We start from the raw sequence: 17,754 nt of genomic DNA on the forward strand, positions 1-17,754 counted from the left end.
GCGTGGGCTGCTCAGGAGAAGCAGGCCTGCAGCACGTAGAAGATGGCGATGGCCAGGATGGCGCCCGCGGGCAGGGTGATGACCCAGGAGACCACGATGTTGCGCAGCACGCCCAGGTTCAGGGCCGCGATGCCCCGTGCCAGACCGACGCCCATGACGGCACCCACCAGGGTCTGGGTGGTGGAGATGGGCAGACCGGTGCCGGAGGCGATCACCACGGTGGCGGCAGTGGCCAGCTGGGCGGCGAAGCCACGGCTCGGGGTCAGGTGGGTGATGCCGGTGCCGACGGTCGCCATCACCTTCTCGCCCATGGTGGCCAGACCGATGACGATGCCGATGCCGCCAAGGGGGAGGATCCACCAGGCGATGTGGGAGCTGCCGCCGATCTCGCCGCCGGCCGCCACGATGGAGGCGACTGCAGAGAGCGGACCGATGGCGTTGGCCACGTCGTTGGAGCCGTGGGCGAAGGCCATGGCACAGGCGGTGATGATCATCAGGATGCCGAACACCTTCTCCACGTTGGCGAAGTGCATCTTGCTGTCATCTTTCGGGTTGTACTGCTGGCCGCGGATATAGATCCAGCCGGCAAACGCCACCGCGATAGAGATGGCGACGGAGAGCAGCGCGCCTTCGCCATTGCTCAGGTGCAGACCGACGTGGGTCAGCCCCTTCTTGATGGTGACCAGGCAGATGACCAGCGACGTCAGGAACATGTAGAAGGGGACATAGCGCTTGGCGTTGTCCAGGGGATTGTCCGTGTTGAAGATGAGCTTCTGCACGCTGATGAACATGAAGTAGGCGATGATGCCCGAGATGGCCGGCGTGATGATCCAGGAGCCGACGATGCCGCCAAACTTGTTCCACTGTACCGCTTCCGGACCGATGCTCACCACGGCGAAGCCCACGATGGCGCCGATGATGGAGTGGGTGGTGGAGACGGGCCAGCCGAAATAGGAGGCCAGGATCAGCCATAGACCCGCAGCCAGCAGGGAGGCGATCATGCCGAGCACCAGCAGATCCGGCGTGTCGGCAAAGGCGTTGCTGTCGATGATGCCGCTGCGGATGGTTGCCGTCACTTCGCCACCGGCCAGATAGGCGCCGGCAAATTCAAAGATCATGGCGATGATGATCGCCTGACGGATGGTCAGGGACTTGGTGCCGACCGATGTGCCCATGGCATTGGCGACGTCGTTCGCACCAATGCCCCAGGCCATCAAAAAGCCGAACAAGGCCGCCACGAGCACCAGGGTGGTGCCGTAATTCGCGATAATGTCCATTAGTAGTGTTTACCCAGTCAGTCGATTACGAACGAGCCAGCATCAATTCCAGACGGGCGCCAACGCGCTCTGCCTGATCAGCCAGGTCACCTACCCATTCGAGGATCTTGTAGAGGAACATAACGTCGATCGGATTGTATTTGTGCTCAACGGCTTGCAGCTGTTGGCGCAGTCCGATCTGCATGGTGTCAGTATCGTCCTCGATGAGATCCAACTGGTGGATCATCTCGGCAACCATTTCAACTTCACGTCCTTTAAAGCCGGTTTCGAGCAGCTCATCGAGTTCTCCGATGGCTTTTTCGGCTTGGGCGGTCGCATCGATACAGCGTTTGAGATAGGCCATGAAATCGGCGCGCATCTCGGTGGGGAATTCCATCTTGCGGCCAAGCATGCGACCGGAAATATCCTTGGCACGGTTGGCAATCTTGTCCTGCTGGGTCAAGAGCTCCAGCAGATCGGTACGGGCGACCGGCAGGAACAGGCCGCGGGGGAGTTTCAAGCGGATTTCGCGCTTGAGGATGTCCGCTTCTTTTTCCAGCTGGGCGATCTGTTGCCGGATCTTCTCGGCATCTTCCCAGCGGTCTTCGGCAACGGCATCAAAGAAGGGAATGAGCTGTTCGCAGCACACGTGAACCTTGACGATATGCTTCTGCAGCGGCTTGATGGGGGACTTGGCAAAAAGACCCAAAATAGTATTTACTGGCATGGCCAAACCTGTGTCGGTGAAAAAACACTCGATACGATTTTATGAGGGGCGCATGGTAACCGAACTGTGCCATCAATAAAACCGTGAATTAATCGTGAACTGTCGTTGGCATTATATCCTCGCGACCCTGAACATGCCCCCCAAAGTTGCCCGCCAGCCCGGAATGACTATGCAAACTGAGATCGAGATAAAGTTTTTCGTCACCAGCAATATTCAAGAATCCCTCTCCAACCTTCTGAATTCACTAAAGATTATTTCTTCCAATCAAGCCGCTCTTGGCAACGTCTATTTCGACACGCCCGATCTGGGTTTGCGTGGGCTCGATATGGGGTTGCGCATTCGTCGCAGCGATGATTTTTCCGAGCAGACCATCAAGTGCCGGGGGCAGGTCGTGGGCGGACTGCACGCCAGACCCGAGTACAACGCCCCGGTGGAGGGCACCATTCCAACCCTGTCTGCCTTTCCTGCCGATATCTGGCCGAGTCTGGCTGTGCGCGATGAACTCCAGAGCCGTCTGGTGGCCCAGTTCAGCACCGATTTCCTGCGCCGCCACTGGCTGATCGCATTCGGAGATGCCGAGATCGAGCTGGCCTGGGATCAGGGGGAGATTGCCGGTGCCCTGGGGCGTACCGGGATCGACGAGCTGGAGCTGGAGCTGAAATCCGGCGATGCCCGCGCCCTGTTCACCCTGGCGAGCAAGCTGGCGGCGCTAGGAGGATTGCGGCTGGGTGCCCAGTCCAAGGCGCAGCGCGGATACAGGCTGGCTGGGCTTGGCAAGCCACTGGCCGTGCAGCCCCTGCAAAGGATTGAGGGCAAAGATCAGAAGGCCAGCATTACCCTGGGTCTGCAGCACTGGCAGCATCATGAGCAGCTCTGGCTCGAGAGTGGCGATGCTGGCGAACAACAACGGGCGCTGCATGCCCTGCTTGAGGGGGTATCCCTGGTTGCCGAGACAGCAGGCACGCTGACGGTGCCCCCCTCCTGGCTGGCTGACCTGCAGGCGCAACAGCGTCTGATGATGCAGGTGGCCGGGGATCGTGCATCACTGCATGCCCTGTTCCACCATGCCGACCTGGTGGGCCTGCAGTTGTCCATCGCGGCCTGGCTGCATCTGGGGGAGTGAATCCTCAGTGGTGCAGAGCGCAAAAAGGTGAGCCCGGGCTCACCTTTTTTATGGCAGTTGCACCTTGAGCGGCGCTATCAGTTCACCACGGCCACGTTGATGGTGCCGTTGCCCTGGGTCATGCGGACCCGGGCGCCAGGCACAAAGGTGGGGCTGGCCTTTTGTACCACCACGATGGATTCGCCGTTCTCTTTCTTGATCTCGAGCTCGACCCCGTCAACCTGGTTGAGTTTGTCCCCTGCCGCCTTGCCGGCCGCCGCACCCGCGATGGCGCCACCGGCCGCCGCGATGTCACTGCCACGACCGCCGCCTATGGTGCTGCCGAGCAGGCCGCCGACCACGGCACCGCCAATGGTGCCGATCAGGGAGTTCTCATCGGCCTGGATCTTGACGGGGCGGGTGGAGAGGATGGTGCCATAGCTGACGGTCTGTACCTGCTTGGCGCGATCCTTGGTGTAGACATCGCCGGAGTAGACGTCGCTGTTGGCACAGCCGGTGATGGCGGTGGTGGCCGCCAGCAGGGTGACGAGAGCAATACGTTTGAACATGATGGGCCTCCTGGGCGGGCATCGGATTAATCTGGTGATGAATTGCACTTTACGCCAACCAGATTGCGCATTAAACCCGCAAAGTGTAACCAATTATGTGGCCGGAAGGCTCCCGTGCCGGTGGTGGATGGTCAGGTCAGGGCTTTTTCCAGCAGCAGGCGATCTTCGCCCGGCCCGAAGTAGCCTCTCTCTTCTGCCAACTGCTGATAACCCAGCCTGAAGTAGAGGCGCTGGGCCGGATTGGCGGGATCAACGGTCAGTCTGACCCGCTCAACTTCCAGTTTCAGCAGTCCCTGCTCCACCTGCAACATCATTTGCTCGGCCAGGCCGAAGCCGCGCGCTTCGGGGCGCACCGCGAGGGAGAGCAGCCAGCCCTGCGACCGATCCTGACCAAGCCCGCCCAGGGCATAGCCCAGCAGCCGGCCTTCCCGCTCCGCGACGACCAGCAGTTCGGGCCACAGATCCATGGCCTGGCGAAAGAAGAAACCGGGGTAGACATCCTCGCCGAAGACATCGGCATCTATCTGCCAGATGGTGTGCATGTCGGCGTGGGTGGCAAGGCGCAATACGGGGGACGAGTGCATCGGGGCTCCTCTGATCGGGTCTCTGCTGCGGGGCAGCCAAAAAGGAGGCACAGGGTAGAAGGGGCGGGGAGTCGATGCAAGGGGGGCATTTGTGGCATGCCGTAGATAAAGAAACAGGGCCCGCAGGCCCTGTGTCATCAGAGGAGGCTGGTCGCCTGCTCCAGCCAGGCGAGATCCTCGCCCTCCAGCAGCGGGCTCAGACGGCGGTAGACCTCCGCATGGTATTCGTTGATCCAGCGGAACTCCGCCGGACTCAGCAGGCTGCGATCGATGAGGCGGATGTCGAACGGCACATAGGTCAGTCGCTCGAAGCCCAGCATCGGCAGCTCGCCGCGGGCTTCCTGCTCGGTCACCACCACCAGGTTTTCACAGCGGATGCCGAAGGCATCTTCCCGGTAGTAGCCCGGCTCGTTGGAGAGCACCATGCCCGGCTGCAGGGCCACCAGGCTGCCCTTGGGGGCGATGCGCTGCGGACCTTCGTGCACGCTGAGGAAGTGGCCGACCCCGTGGCCGGTGCCATGGTCGTAGTTGTAACCGGCCTGCCACAGCGGCATGCGGGCCAGCACGTCGAGCTGGATGCCGGCGGTGCCGCGCGGGAAGCGGGCCTGATCCAGGGCGATGTGACCCTGCAGTACCCGGGTGAACATCGCCTTGTGCTCGTCGGTCACCTCACCCACTTTGACGGTGCGAGTGATGTCGGTGGTGCCGTCCAGATACTGGGCGCCGGAGTCCACCAGATAGATGCTGTCCTGACCAAAGGTACGCGGGGTGCCGTTGGTGTGGCGGTAGTGGCACATGGCGGCGTTGGGGCCGAGCGCCGAGATGGTGTCGAAGCTCGGCTCGCCGTAGTGCTCCTGCTCGCGGCGGAAGGCTTCCAGCTGGTCGGCCAGAGTGCCTTCATCCACCCCGTCGAACTCGCCGCTGGCGATCAGCCGATCCAGCCAGGCCAGGAAGCGGGTGACGGCGACGCCGTCGCGCAGATGGGCGGCACGCATGCCAGCCAGCTCCACCTCGTTCTTGCACGCCTTCGGCAGCATGGTCGGATCCTGACCGGCCACCAGGATGGCGCCCGCCTCTTCCATGACCAGCTGGGTCCAGGCGTTGGCGGTGTTGGGATCGGCCAGCACCTTCTGCTGATCTTCGCCGATGCGCTTGAGCACGTCACCCAGCTTGTCGATGGGGTAGACGGAGACATCCTGCCCCACGTGCTGGCTGAAGGCGAAGCAGTCGATCTTGTCGGTGTCGACGAAGAAATCCATGGTGGCGTTGGCGTAGAGCACCGCAAAGCCCAGCACCACCGGCAGCCGCTCCACGTCGCGACCACGCAGGTTGAGCAGCCAGTTGATGGGCTCGGCCTGGGTCAGCAGCACCGCATCCAGCCCGCGCTTGCGCAGATCGCTGGCCAGCAGCTCGCGCTTGGCCTGGCTGGACTGGCCCGCCAGCGCCTCGCTGTAGAGGATGGCCGGATTCTTGGTGGGGGCGGGGCGATCGCTCCAGTGCAGATCGATGGGGTTCTGATCCACACGCACCAGCTCGATACCGCGCTCGGTCAGGATCTCTTTGGCGTGTCGATACCAGGCCAGGCTGTGCAGGCGGGCATCGAAGCCGACCCGGGAACCGGCAGGCAGCTGCTCGGCCAGCCACTGCACGTGGGGGTCTTCATTGAGGTGGAGAAACTCGAACAGCTCGGCCGGCGCCTGCATGCGCGCCTGCACGGTATAACGACCGTCGATGAACAGGGCCGCCCGATGCGCCATGATGATGGCGAGCCCGGCGGAGCCGTTGAAACCCGTGATCCAGTCCAGCCGCTCGGCATAGGCGGGAATGTACTCCCCCAGATGCTCGTCGTCGTGGGGAACGATGAAGGCGTCCAGCTCCAGCGTGGCCAGTGTGGCCCTGACCTGGGCGACGCGGGTTTCAATAATCTCGAAATGGTTCATGTCGTTATTGCCAGCTTGTGGTGATGTGAGTGTTCATTGATGGTGGCCGCCTGCCAGGATCTGTCTGATCGACTGGCCTGCCGCCTCGATGTGTTGCTTGAGCAGTACCACTGCTTCGTGCTTGCGCCGGGCGCGGCACAGTTCAAGGAGTCGGGAGTGCTCCCGCTCGGCCTTGTCCACGCCGCCCTGGGCGAACAGCAGTTCGAAACGCACATAGCGGTCGCAGCTCAGATTGATCTGGGCGATCAGTTCCAGTGCCTGGGGGCGATTGGCTGCCTGGTAGAGGGTGGCGTGAAAGCGGTGATTCAACTCGGCCCAGTGTTCGATCTGGGTGCCAGACTCCAGCGCCAGATCAAACTGGGCGAGGATGGCTTGCGCCTGGGCGAAGGTCTCCTCCGTCATCAGGTCGACGGCGTGGAACAGGGTATCGGCTTCGAGCAGTGCCCGCAAATAAAAGAGCTCCTCGATGGCCGAGGCATCCAGCATGGTCACCACGGCGCCGCGATGGGCCTCGAACTTCACCAGCCCCTGGGCTTCCAGTTGCATCAGGGCTTCCCGTACCGGGATACGGCTCACCGCCAGCTCCTTGGCGATGGCGTCCTGGCGCAGGGGGGCGCCCGCTGCAAACTCGCCACGCAATATCCGGCCGCGGAGGTTCTCCATCACCATCTGGGTTCGGGTCTTGTAAGGTGGGGTCATGCTGGGGTCACGGGCAGGTTGCAAAATTGTATATTGTATAAAGTTTGGCTGAATCTAACGCGCAAGGGCCGTCAAGGCAAGGCTTGGCGGGAGCCATATGCCGCGCATCGGCCAAAAAAATACCGGCCAGCAGGGCTGACCGGTACGGGATTGTGAGACGCGAGGCGCGTTTCTTACAACTGCGGGCCCGCCGCGACCAGGCGTTTGCCTTCGTCGTTGTCGGTGAAGCGCTCGAAGTTCTTGATGAAACGCCCGGCCAGATCGGCCGCCTTGGCATCCCACTCGGCCTGGTCGGCATAAGTGTCTCGCGGGTCCAGGATGGCGGGGTTGACGCCCGGCAGCTCGGTCGGCACTTCCAGATTGAACACAGGCAGCACCTTGGTCGGCGCCTTCTCGATGGAACCATCCAGGATGGCGTCGATGATGCCACGGGTATCCTTGATGGAGATCCGCTTGCCTGTGCCGTTCCAGCCGGTGTTGACCAGATAGGCTTCAGCCCCTGCCGCTTCCATCCGTTTCACCAGCTCCTGGCCGTACTTGGTCGGGTGCAGGCTGAGGAAAGCCGCGCCGAAGCAGGAGGAGAAGGTCGGGGTCGGCTCTGTGATGCCGCGCTCGGTACCGGCCAGCTTGGCGGTAAAGCCGGACAGGAAGTGGTACTTGGTCTGCTCCTTGGTCAGCTTGGCGACCGGGGGCAGCACACCGAAGGCGTCTGCGGTCAGGAAGATCACCTTGGTGGCGTGACCCGCCTTGGAGACCGGCTTGACGATGTTGTCGATGTGATAGATGGGGTAGGAGACCCGGGTATTCTCGGTGCGGGAACCGTCGTCGAAGTCGATGGTGCCATCGGCGGCCACGGTCACGTTTTCCAGCAGCGCATCGCGGCGGATGGCGTGGTAGATGTCCGGCTCGGCCTCTTCGGAGAGCTTGATGGTCTTGGCGTAGCAGCCCCCTTCGAAGTTGAACACGCCGTGATCATCCCAGCCGTGCTCGTCATCGCCGATCAGCTGACGCTTGGGATCGGTGGAGAGGGTGGTTTTGCCGGTGCCGGAGAGGCCGAAGAAGATGGCCACGTCCCCATCCTTGCCCACGTTGGCGGAGCAGTGCATGGAGGCGATGCCGCGCAGGGGAAGGAAGTAGTTCATCATGGAGAACATGCCCTTCTTCATCTCGCCACCGTACCAGGTGCCGCCGATGAGTTGCATCTTCTCGGTCATGTTGAAGGCGACGAAGTTCTCGGAGTTGAGACCCTGCTCCTTCCAGTTCGGGTTGGTGCACTTGGCACCGTTCATCACCACGAAGTCCGGTTTGAAGGCCTTCAGCTCCTCTTCGCTCGGGCGGATGAACATGTTCTTCACGAAGTGCGCCTGCCAGGCCACCTCGGTGATGATGCGCACCGCCAGGCGGGTGTCCGGGTTGGCGCCGCAGAAGCCGTCCACCACGAACAGACGCTTGCCGGAGAGCTGTTTGGTGACCAGCCCTTTCAGATGTGACCACACTTCCGGGGTAATCGCCTTGTTATCGTTCTTACCCTGGTCAGACCACCACACAGTATCCTGGGTAGTGGCATCTTTGACGATATATTTATCTTTAGGGGAGCGGCCGGTGAAGATGCCAGTGTTGACGTTGACGGCGCCAAGCTCGGTGACGACGCCACGTTCGAAGCCCTCAAGGTCAGAGCGGGTCTCTTCAGCGAAAAGCTGCTCATAGGAGGGGTTGCGAACGATTTCCTGGCTGTTTTTGATACCGTATTGGTCCAGCTTCAGTTGTTGGGCCAGGGTGGGTTCTACCACGATTGTCATTGTATTCTCCTGGGTTCAGAGGTGTGTAGGGTTCTATCTGACGTTCATGCTACCACCTAGGTGGTAGTTTTTAGCGATCGCCATCAAACTTTATAAAATAGGGTATTTTTTTGTTATTTAAGTTAAAGGCGGGTTTTGCCCGCCTTTGATTAGTGTAACTGGTTTGCATCATTACCGGGAGCCCTGCTGAACAGGGTTTCGATGTCTATCCCGTCGAATTCGTAGTGGGCGCCGCAGTAATCGCAGTGCATGTCGATCTTGCCGAGCTCCTGCACCATGGATACCGCTTCCTCCTTGTCTATCTGCAGCAAGGCCCCTTCGCAACGGGCGCGGGAGCAGGTGCAGCGGAACTCGATGGCCTGGGGATCGAACACCCGTACCTTGTCCTGGTGGTAGAGGCGGTAGAGGATCTCTTCCGCGTCCAGACCGAACAGCTCTTCGTCCTTGATGGTGGTGGTGAGCTGGACCAGGTGGTCGAAATCTTCGCTGTGATCCTCGCTCTGGGCCGGCAGCTCCTGCAGCAGGATGCCCGCCGCACGGGGCTCGCCCTCGTGGTGGCCGGTGCGGATCCAGAGGCGGGTAGCCAGTTGTTCGGACTGGGCGAAGTAGTGCTCCAGGCAGGCCGCCAGGGTGTCGGCCTCCAGGGCGATGATGCCCTGATAGCGCTCTCCCTGATCCGGGGTGATGGTGATGACCAGATGGCCGTTGCCGATCAGGCTTTGCAGCTTGCCGTCCGTCGGCAATTCCCCTTCATAGCGTGCCACGCCGCGCAATTGCTGGTTGTTGTCGCCGTTGATGACGGCCAGACGTACCGGACCGTCCCCCTGCAGCTGCACCGTGATGGAGCCTTCGAACTTGAGGGTGGCGGTCAGCAGGCTGGTGGCAACCAGCAGCTCGCCCAACAGGTGCTGCACCTGTACCGGGTAGTTCTGGGCGTCGATGATGTGGCGGTAGGTACGATCCAGCTGGACCAGCTCCCCACGCACTTCGTACTCTTCGAACAGATAGCGATACAGGAGGTCTTGGTTACTCATCATGGTTTCCTAGGATGTTCTTGGGGGAAAATAAACACATTGTTAAACAGGTGGTTAGGAACTAATTCCTCCACCTGTCGTCATAAAGGGGCCACAGACGCGGATTAGGATTGCTTGACCCGGATAAGCTGGCGTCGCTCCTGCTTGTCAGGTCGGCGCTCCGGGCTTGGGGCAAACTGGCTGTTGAAGCGGCGGGCTTCGCTGTTTTCGGCCCGTTTCTTCAGGCTGGCCTCTGTCTCTTCATAGAGTTGCTGGGCCAGCGGGGCGGATTTGCGCTGCTCGCTCACCTCGAGCACCCGCACCTCCCGCTCGTCCTGGCCTTGCCAGAATCGCACCAGGGCGCCGACCTCGACCGCCTTGCCCGGCTTGGTGCGCTGGCCGTTGTAGTGCACCTTGCCGCCGTCGATCTGATCCCGCGCCAGACTGCGGGTCTTGTAAAAGCGGGCGGCCCACAGCCACTTGTCGAGACGGACCTGAGTGCTGCTTTGTGCTGGATTCGACATGGATCGGCTCCGGGATGGCTGAAAAGGTGCCTGATTATACCAGAGGCGGGCCCCGGGATAGAAACAGGGGGCATCCGGGTGTGACGGAAACTGAATTTTCACCCCTTGGTCCCATCCGGTCGGTTGTCTCTGGGTCCATTGCCGTACACAATAGCCAACCGACTTGGATGCCAGACAATTTTGAGAAAGATGACGCTACCGTTCAGGGATGATTTGTTGACTTCCCTTCTGGCTCGCTGCAAGGCCATGCCACTTTCCCGTTTCAGCCAGCCCCTGTTCTGGCTTCTGCTGCTGTTGCTGGCCCAGCAGTGTGCCGTGCTCACCTGGCGCCTGTACGAACTGGCCCAGCCCGCTCCCCTGACCCCCTGGCAACCCTCGGTCACCTCGGTGCAGGGGAGTGGTGGCGATCGCCTCGATCTTGGCAACCTCAGCCGCCTCTCTCTCTTTGGCAAGGCGCTGCAACCCCAGGCGGACAAGGCGGCAGAGACGGTGGCGGCGGATGCCCCGAAAACCCAGCTCAACGCCCAGCTCAACGGGGTGCTGGCAAGCTCGGATCCCGCCAAGTCCATCGCCATCATCGCCCACAACGGGACACAGAACTCTTACGGCATCGGAGACTACATCGACGGTACCCAGGCCAGGATACGCCAGGTGTTTGCCGATCGGGTCATCATCGCCCGGGACGGCCGTGACGAGACCCTGATGCTGGACGGGGAAGAGTATGGCAAGCCCCTGCCCAAACCGGCCCGCCAGGAGGGGCTCTCCTCCGTGCGCAGCGAACTGCTGGGCAACCCGGGCAAGATCACCGATTACCTCAATATTTCTCCGGTCCGGGTGGACGGTCGCATGACCGGCTATCGCCTCAACCCGGGTCGCAATCCGGAACTGTTCAATCAACTCGGACTGGTCGCCAACGATCTGGCGGTCAGCATCAACGGCCTGGATCTGCGTGACAACGCCCAGGCCATGCAGGCGATGCAGCAGGTGGCGGGCGCCACGGAAATGACCGTCACCGTCGAGCGGCAAGGACAGCTCTACGACGTCTATGTCGGCTTGTCAGAATAATGAATTGGAGTAGCACCAAGAATGACAAATAAAGGGAAGGGCTGGCGTCTGGCCACCATGGCGGCAGCCTTGATGATGGCCGGTTCTGCCTGGGCCACCGAGTATTCCGCCAGTTTCAAGAACGCCGACATCGAGGAGTTCATCAACACGGTCGGCAAGAACCTGAACAAAACCATCATCATAGAGCCATCGGTACGCGGCAAGATCAACGTGCGCAGCTATGACCTGCTCAACGAGGATCAGTACTACCAGTTCTTCCTGAGCGTGCTCGACGTTTACGGCTTTGCCGTGGTGCCCATGAACAACGGCGTGCTCAAGGTGGTGCGCTCCAAGGATGCCAAGACCTCGGCCATCCCCGTGGTGGATGACACCAACCCCGGCGTGGGTGACGAGATGGTGACCCGGGTCGTGCCGGTGCGCAATGTCTCGGTCCGTGAACTGGCCCCCCTGCTGCGTCAGCTCAACGACAACGCCGGCGGCGGTAACGTGGTCCACTACGAGCCCTCCAACGTGCTGCTCATCACTGGCCGCGCCGCCGTCGTCAACCGCCTGGTGGAGGTAGTTCGCCGGGTGGACAAGGCGGGGGATCAGGACATGGACGTCATCAAGCTCAAGTTCGCCTCCGCCGGCGAGATGGTGCGGCTGGTGACCAACCTCAACAAGGATGGCAGCAATCAGGGGGCCAACGCCTCGCTGCTGCTCTCTCCCAAGGTGGTGGCCGACGAGCGCACCAACTCCGTGGTCATCAGCGGCGAGCCCAAGGCCCGTGCCCGCATCATCCAGATGGTGCGCCAGCTCGACCGGGATCTGCAGAGCCAGGGCAACACCCGGGTCTTCTACCTGAAATATGGCAAGGCCAAGGATCTGGTGGACGTCCTCAAGGGGGTCAGCTCCAGCATCGCCGCCGACAAGAAGGGCGGGGCGGCTGCCACGGCCACGGGCGGCGCCAGCATCGGCGGCGGCCAGCTCGCCATCTCCGCCGACGAGACCACCAATGCCCTGGTGATCACCGCCCAGCCGGATGTGATGGCCGAGCTGGAGCAGGTCATCGCCAAGCTCGACATTCGTCGTGCCCAGGTGCTGGTGGAGGCCATCATCGTCGAGATATCGGATGGTGACGGCATGAACCTCGGGGTGCAGTGGGCCAACACCAATGGCGGCGGCACCCAGTTCACCGACACCGGTCTGCCCATCGGCTCCCTGGCCATCGCCGCCAAGGATTACAAAGACAACGGCAACACCGACGGCCTGTCATCCCTGGCGGGCAGCTTCAGCGGCATGGCGGCAGGCTTCTATCACGGAGACTGGGCGGCGCTGGTGACGGCGCTCTCCACCAACAGCAAGAACGACATCCTCTCCACCCCGAGCATCGTCACCATGGACAACAAGGAGGCCTCCTTCAACGTCGGTCAGGAAGTGCCGGTGCAGAGCGGCTCCCAGAGCTCCACCACCAGCGATCAGGTGTTCAACACCATAGAGCGCAAGACGGTGGGGACCAAGCTGGTGGTGACGCCCCAGATCAACGAAGGAGATTCCGTGCTGCTCAACATCGAGCAGGAGGTCTCCAGCGTGGCACAGAAGCAGGCGACCGGGACCGCCAACCTGGGCCCCACCTTCGATACCCGCACCGTGAAGAACGCCGTGCTGGTCAAGAGCGGCGAGACAGTGGTGCTGGGTGGCCTGATGGACGAACAGACCCAGGAGCAGATCTCCAAGGTGCCCCTGCTCGGGGACATTCCGGTGCTGGGCTACCTGTTCCGTTCCTCCAAGACCTCCACCGCCAAGCGCAACCTGATGGTCTTCATCCGCCCGACCATATTGCGTGACGCCAATGTCTACTCCGGGGTCTCCAGCAACAAGTACACCCTGTTCAGGGCTGAACAGCTGAGCCGGGCTGCGGAAGAGGGCTATGCCACCTCGCCGGCTCGCCAGGTGCTGCCCGCCTATGGCCAGGACGTGATGATGTCCCCCGAGGTGCAGCAGCAGATCCAGAGAATGCAGGCCCAGCAGCAGGCGACCGCCACCGGCGTGCGCGCCCAGGTGCAGGAGCAGCCCTTCGTGCAGAGCAAGCCCTGATGGCCGCCTACCAGCTCGATGGCAGCGAGCTGCCGGCTCCCCTGCCGGAACTGCCGTTCGCGTTTGCCCGCAACTTCGGGGCCATCCTGACCGAGCGCCAGGGTGCCCCGGTGCTGCTCTGTCGTCAGGGGATCTCCCCCCAGACCCTGCTGGAGGTGCGACGGGTGGCGGGCTGTGCCTTCGCGGTGGAGCAGCTTGGCAACGACGAGTTCGAGACGCTCCTGATGGCCCACTATCAGCGTGACTCCTCCGAGGCGCGCCAGCTGATGGAGGATCTCGGCAACGAGATGGACTTCTTTGCCCTGGCCGAAGAGCTGCCTCAGAGCGAGGATCTGCTGGACGCCGACGACGACGCCCCCATCATTCGCCTCATCAATGCCATGTTGAGCGAGGCGATAAAAGAAGAGGCGTCCGACATCCACATCGAGACCTTCGAGCGGGCCCTGGTGATCCGTTTTCGCATCGATGGGGTGCTGCGGGAGATCCTGCGCCCCCATCGCAAACTCGCCTCCCTGCTGGTGTCGCGCATCAAGGTCATGTCGCGCATGGACATCGCCGAGAAGCGGGTGCCCCAGGATGGCCGCATCTCACTGCGCATCGGCGGCCGGGCGGTGGACGTGCGGGTCTCCACCATGCCCTCCAGCTACGGCGAGCGGGTGGTATTGCGACTGCTCGACAAGAACAACGTGCGCCTCGAGCTCAAGCAGCTCGGCATGACGCTGGCCAACCGCAACATCATCAGCGAACTCATTCGCAAGCCCCACGGCATCATCCTGGTGACGGGCCCGACCGGTTCGGGCAAGTCCACCACCCTTTATGCGGCCCTCTCGGAGATCAACTCCCGGGATCGCAACATCCTGACCGTCGAAGACCCCATCGAATATGACCTCGAAGGGGTGGGCCAGACCCAGGTCAACAGCAAGGTGGACATGACCTTCGCCCGGGGCCTGCGCGCCATTCTGCGCCAGGATCCGGACGTGGTGATGGTGGGGGAAATCCGTGACCTCGAGACCGCCCAGATCGCGGTGCAGGCATCCCTCACCGGTCACCTGGTGATGTCGACCCTGCACACCAACACCGCCATCGGCGCCATCACCCGGATGCGGGACATGGGGATCGAGCCCTTCCTGCTCTCCTCGTCGCTCCTGGCGGTACTGGCCCAGCGGCTGGTGCGTACTCTCTGCCCGGATTGCCGCGCACCGCACCCTGTCACCGAGCAGGAGCGTGTTGCCATGGGCATCGAGCTTGCGCCGGATCAGCAGATCTGGCGTCCGGTGGGCTGCGAGCAGTGCAACCATACCGGCTATCGCGGCCGGACCGGCATCCACGAGCTGGTGGTGGTGGACGAGGCGGTGCGCGAGGCGATCCACAGCGCCAGCGGCGAGCTCGCCATCGAGCGGCTGATCCGGGGTCACACCCCCAGCATCCGCCGCGACGGCATCGACAAGGTGCTCAAGGGGCAGACCAGCCTCGAAGAGGTGCTGCGCGTGACCCGGGAAGACTGAGATGGCGGCATTTGAATACAAGGCCCTCGACGGCAAGGGGCGCAACAAGAGCGGCGTGCTGGAAGGGGATTCCGCCCGCCAGGTGCGCCAGCTGCTGCGCGAGCAGGGGCTGACCCCCCTCGAGGTGAACGAGACCACCGAGAAGGCCAAACGGGAGGCGAACCGCTTCGTGCTGTTTCGCCGTGGCGCCTCCACCTCGGAGCTTGCCCTCATCACCCGCCAGCTGGCGACCCTGGTGGGGGCCGGTCTCACCATCGAAGAGGCCCTCAAGGCGGTCGCCGAACAGTGCGAGAAGGCCCACCTGCGCAGCCTGGTGGCGACGGTGCGCAGCAAGGTGGTGGAGGGGTATTCCCTGGCCGATTCGCTGGGGGCCTTCCCCCATGTGTTCGACCAGCTGTTCCGCTCCATGGTGGCGGCCGGCGAGAAGTCCGGTCACCTGGAGAAGGTGCTCAACCGTCTCGCCGATTACACAGAGCAGCGCCAGCACATGCGCACCAAGCTGCTGCAGGCGATGATCTATCCCATCGTCCTCACCCTGGTGGCGGTGGGGGTCATCTCCATCCTGCTCACCGCCGTGGTGCCCAAGGTGGTGGCCCAGTTCGAACACATGGGCCAGCAACTGCCGGGCACCACCCGTTTCCTCATCGGCACCAGCGAGCTGTTGCAGCACTACGGCCTCTGGTTCCTGCTGCTCCTTGGCATTGGCGGCCTGATCTGGCGCTGGTGGCTGACCGACGACAAGCGTCGTCGTCGCTGGCACCAGGTGATACTGCGCCTGCCAGTGATCGGTCGGGTCAGCCGCGGTCTCAACACCGCCCGCTTTGCCCGCACCCTGAGCATCCTCAACGCCAGCGCCGTGCCCCTGCTGGAGGGAATGAAGATCGCCGGCGAAGTGCTCTCCAACGACTATGCCCGCATGCGCATCGGTGAGGCCACCGAGCGGGTGCGGGAGGGGACAAGCCTGCGCAAGTCGCTGGATGAAACCAGAATTTTTCCGCCCATGATGCTGCACATGATCGCCTCGGGCGAGCAGAGCGGCGAGCTCGACAGCATGCTGGAGCGGGCGGCGGACAACCAGGACAGGGAGTTCGAAACCCAGGTGAACATCGCCCTCGGGGTGTTCGAGCCCATGCTGGTGGTCTCCATGGCCGGGGTGGTGCTGTTTATCGTGATGTCGATCCTGCAGCCGATCCTGGAGCTCAACAACATGGTGAATTTGTGAGGCTGGCGTGCGTGTGACATCGGTCGATCCCGCGGTCAACTCGCTCGAGCTCAACAATATGGTGAATCTGTGAGGGTCGGGTGCCCGAATAGGCTTCGCCATTCGAACCTGCACATTCAATCGAACGATCGTGGTTTAACAGTTAATCGTTGATGGCTAATGCCATCTCATTTCGTTAGGGAGTCAGTCATGCAAAAGCGTCGTCAATCGGGTTTTACCCTGCTGGAAGTGATGGTGGTCATCGTGATCCTGGGGATCCTGGCCAGCCTGGTGGTGCCCAACCTGATGGGCAACAAGGAGAAGGCGGATCAGCAAAAAGCGGTCTCCGACATAGTGGCGCTGGAAAATGCCCTCGATATGTACAAGCTGGACAACAACCGCTACCCCACCACCGAGCAGGGGCTGGATGCCCTGGTCAACAAGCCGACCGCATCCCCTGAGCCGCGCAGCTACCGGGAAGGGGGCTACATCAAGCGCCTGCCGCAGGATCCCTGGGGCAACCAGTACCAGCTGCTGAGCCCGGGCCAGTTCGGCAAGATCGACATCTTCTCCATGGGGATGGACGGCGAAGCCGGGACCGATGACGACATCGGCAACTGGAACCTGAAGGACTTCCAATAAGTGATTCCGCCGCGTCGTGCTCACCGGGCCACCCCGGGGCTGCCTGAATGAAGGTGGCCTCTTCTGCCCGTCACCAGGCCGGTTTTACCCTGCTGGAGGTGTTGCTGGTGGCCATGTTGATGGGACTGGTGGCGACCGCCGTCACCCTCAGCATGGGGGGCGCCAGGGGGGATCGGGAGCTCGACAAGCAGGCGCGCCGCTTCATGGCGACCCTGCAGCAGGCCCAGGAGTATTCGGTCATGGATGGCAGGCTGCTGGGGCTGCGGGTCGAGGAGAACGGCTGGCAGTTTATGTCCCGGGATCCCAAGGATCGCAAGTGGCGCGCACTGACGGGTGACAAGCTGCTGGGGCCGGTGACGTTGCCGGAGGGGATGACCCTGGCGGTGGAGCTGGAAGGTTTCAACTGGCGCACTGCGTCGGACGAACGCCAGGAGCAGGGTCGCGACGAGCGCGAGCGGACACCCCAGATCCTGGTCTTTCCGGGGGGAGAGCTCTCTCCCTTCGTGCTGACCCTGAGCCAGCAGGACGAGGATCTGCACTACCTGCGCACCGTCAGGGGGGACGAGTTCGGTCGTCTCTCCCTGTTGCAGGATGAAGAGGAAGAAGAGTGAGGAGCACCAGGCCCGCAGGGGGCGTTCTAGCGCGTCGCACCGCTCTGTCGGGCGGCCCCGCCCGGGTGCGCGGCATGACGCTGCTGGAGGTCATGGTGGCCCTGGCGGTGTTTGCCATCGCCGGGCTGGCGGTGATGAAGACCGCGAGCGAACACCTGGCCGGCCTCAATTATCTGGAGCAGAAGACCCTGGCGACCTGGGTGGTGGAGAATCAGCTGGTGCAGCAGAAGCTCGAAGGCAAGTGGCCGGGAGACAGCTGGGTGGAAGGGGACGAGGAGATGGCCGGGCAGACCTGGTACTGGCGCTATCGCGGCGTCGCCACGGCGGACAGCAACTTCAGGGCGCTGGACATGGAAGTGCGCACCGCGCCCAAGGCCGACAGCCCGGTGGCCATGATCCGGACCTATCTCAGCCGATGAACATTCATCAACGTGCGTCCAT

The 17,754-nt window shown here is 62.4% G+C and carries 17 protein-coding genes; 8 read left to right on the forward strand and 9 right to left on the reverse strand.

Features of this window, described 5'->3' with window-relative positions; all coding sequences use genetic code 11:
* Nucleotides 1-11 precede the first annotated feature (11 nt).
* Complete coding sequence (locus I6L32_RS09930; protein WP_069784272.1) at nucleotides 12-1,277, reverse strand: inorganic phosphate transporter; 1,266 nt, start codon at nucleotides 1,275-1,277, stop codon at nucleotides 12-14.
* A gap of 25 nt (nucleotides 1,278-1,302) precedes the next feature.
* A complete protein-coding gene (locus tag I6L32_RS09935; RefSeq protein WP_010675736.1) occupies nucleotides 1,303-1,983 on the reverse strand; it encodes a TIGR00153 family protein in 681 nt (226 codons plus the stop codon).
* Nucleotides 1,984-2,152: 169 nt separating this feature from the next.
* Here I6L32_RS09935 and I6L32_RS09940 point away from each other — a divergent pair, with 169 nt between their 5' ends.
* Nucleotides 2,153-3,106, forward strand: a complete 954-nt coding sequence (locus tag I6L32_RS09940; protein ID WP_216945022.1) for an inorganic triphosphatase — start codon at nucleotides 2,153-2,155, stop codon at nucleotides 3,104-3,106.
* A gap of 77 nt (nucleotides 3,107-3,183) precedes the next feature.
* On the opposite strand, the gene I6L32_RS09945 is transcribed toward I6L32_RS09940, so the two are convergent.
* The 7 genes from I6L32_RS09945 to hslR all read right to left on the reverse strand — a co-directional run bounded on the left by I6L32_RS09945 (nucleotide 3,184) and on the right by hslR (nucleotide 10,213).
* Nucleotides 3,184-3,654, reverse strand: coding sequence for a glycine zipper 2TM domain-containing protein (locus I6L32_RS09945; protein ID WP_010675734.1), 471 nt, complete (start codon nucleotides 3,652-3,654; stop codon nucleotides 3,184-3,186).
* Nucleotides 3,655-3,785: 131 nt separating this feature from the next.
* Nucleotides 3,786-4,238: an N-acetyltransferase gene (locus tag I6L32_RS09950; RefSeq protein WP_216945023.1), complete on the reverse strand. Its 453-nt coding sequence runs from the start codon at nucleotides 4,236-4,238 to the stop codon at nucleotides 3,786-3,788.
* Nucleotides 4,239-4,375: 137 nt separating this feature from the next.
* A complete protein-coding gene (locus I6L32_RS09955) occupies nucleotides 4,376-6,178 on the reverse strand; it encodes an aminopeptidase P family protein (RefSeq protein ID WP_216945024.1) in 1,803 nt (600 codons plus the stop codon).
* Nucleotides 6,179-6,211: 33 nt separating this feature from the next.
* Nucleotides 6,212-6,877: a GntR family transcriptional regulator gene (locus I6L32_RS09960; protein WP_216945025.1), complete on the reverse strand. Its 666-nt coding sequence runs from the start codon at nucleotides 6,875-6,877 to the stop codon at nucleotides 6,212-6,214.
* Between the two features lie 173 nt (nucleotides 6,878-7,050).
* Complete coding sequence (gene pckA / locus I6L32_RS09965) at nucleotides 7,051-8,676, reverse strand: phosphoenolpyruvate carboxykinase (ATP) (RefSeq protein WP_069784268.1); 1,626 nt, start codon at nucleotides 8,674-8,676, stop codon at nucleotides 7,051-7,053.
* A gap of 149 nt (nucleotides 8,677-8,825) precedes the next feature.
* Nucleotides 8,826-9,710 carry an Hsp33 family molecular chaperone HslO gene (hslO, locus tag I6L32_RS09970; protein ID WP_010675729.1) on the reverse strand — a complete coding sequence of 295 codons (885 nt, stop codon included), beginning with the start codon at nucleotides 9,708-9,710 and terminating at the stop codon, nucleotides 8,826-8,828.
* A 104-nt stretch (nucleotides 9,711-9,814) separates the two neighbouring features.
* Entirely contained in the window at nucleotides 9,815-10,213 is a 399-nt protein-coding gene (hslR, locus tag I6L32_RS09975; protein ID WP_010675728.1) for a ribosome-associated heat shock protein Hsp15, read from the reverse strand.
* A gap of 213 nt (nucleotides 10,214-10,426) precedes the next feature.
* Here hslR and exeC point away from each other — a divergent pair, with 213 nt between their 5' ends.
* From exeC to exeI, 7 genes are all read left to right on the forward strand, one after another.
* A complete protein-coding gene (exeC, locus tag I6L32_RS09980) occupies nucleotides 10,427-11,278 on the forward strand; it encodes a GspC family type II secretion system variant ExeC (RefSeq protein WP_272865916.1) in 852 nt (283 codons plus the stop codon).
* Nucleotides 11,279-11,299: 21 nt separating this feature from the next.
* A complete protein-coding gene (gene exeD / locus I6L32_RS09985; RefSeq protein WP_010675726.1) occupies nucleotides 11,300-13,354 on the forward strand; it encodes a GspD family T2SS secretin variant ExeD in 2,055 nt (684 codons plus the stop codon).
* On the forward strand, nucleotides 13,354-14,859 hold the full coding sequence (gene exeE / locus I6L32_RS09990; protein ID WP_042014784.1) for a GspE family T2SS ATPase variant ExeE: 1,506 nt from the start codon (nucleotides 13,354-13,356) through the stop codon (nucleotides 14,857-14,859). Before exeD ends, exeE begins: the two co-directional genes overlap by 1 nt.
* Nucleotide 14,860: 1 nt before the next feature.
* The gene (gene exeF, locus I6L32_RS09995; RefSeq protein ID WP_045522076.1) at nucleotides 14,861-16,081 is read left to right on the forward strand and encodes a GspF family T2SS innner membrane protein variant ExeF; all 1,221 of its coding nucleotides are present in this window, start codon (nucleotides 14,861-14,863) and stop codon (nucleotides 16,079-16,081) included.
* A gap of 189 nt (nucleotides 16,082-16,270) precedes the next feature.
* Entirely contained in the window at nucleotides 16,271-16,702 is a 432-nt protein-coding gene (gene exeG, locus I6L32_RS10000) for a GspG family T2SS major pseudopilin variant ExeG (RefSeq protein WP_010675723.1), read from the forward strand.
* A 47-nt stretch (nucleotides 16,703-16,749) separates the two neighbouring features.
* The gene (exeH, locus tag I6L32_RS10005; RefSeq protein WP_010675722.1) at nucleotides 16,750-17,313 is read left to right on the forward strand and encodes a GspH family T2SS minor pseudopilin variant ExeH; all 564 of its coding nucleotides are present in this window, start codon (nucleotides 16,750-16,752) and stop codon (nucleotides 17,311-17,313) included.
* A 74-nt stretch (nucleotides 17,314-17,387) separates the two neighbouring features.
* Complete coding sequence (exeI, locus tag I6L32_RS10010) at nucleotides 17,388-17,732, forward strand: GspI family T2SS minor pseudopilin variant ExeI (RefSeq protein ID WP_010675721.1); 345 nt, start codon at nucleotides 17,388-17,390, stop codon at nucleotides 17,730-17,732.
* Nucleotides 17,733-17,754: the final 22 nt, after the last annotated feature.

It is taken from the genome of Aeromonas sp. FDAARGOS 1402 (genome assembly GCF_019046925.1).
Lineage (GTDB): Bacteria > Pseudomonadota > Gammaproteobacteria > Enterobacterales > Aeromonadaceae > Aeromonas > Aeromonas caviae.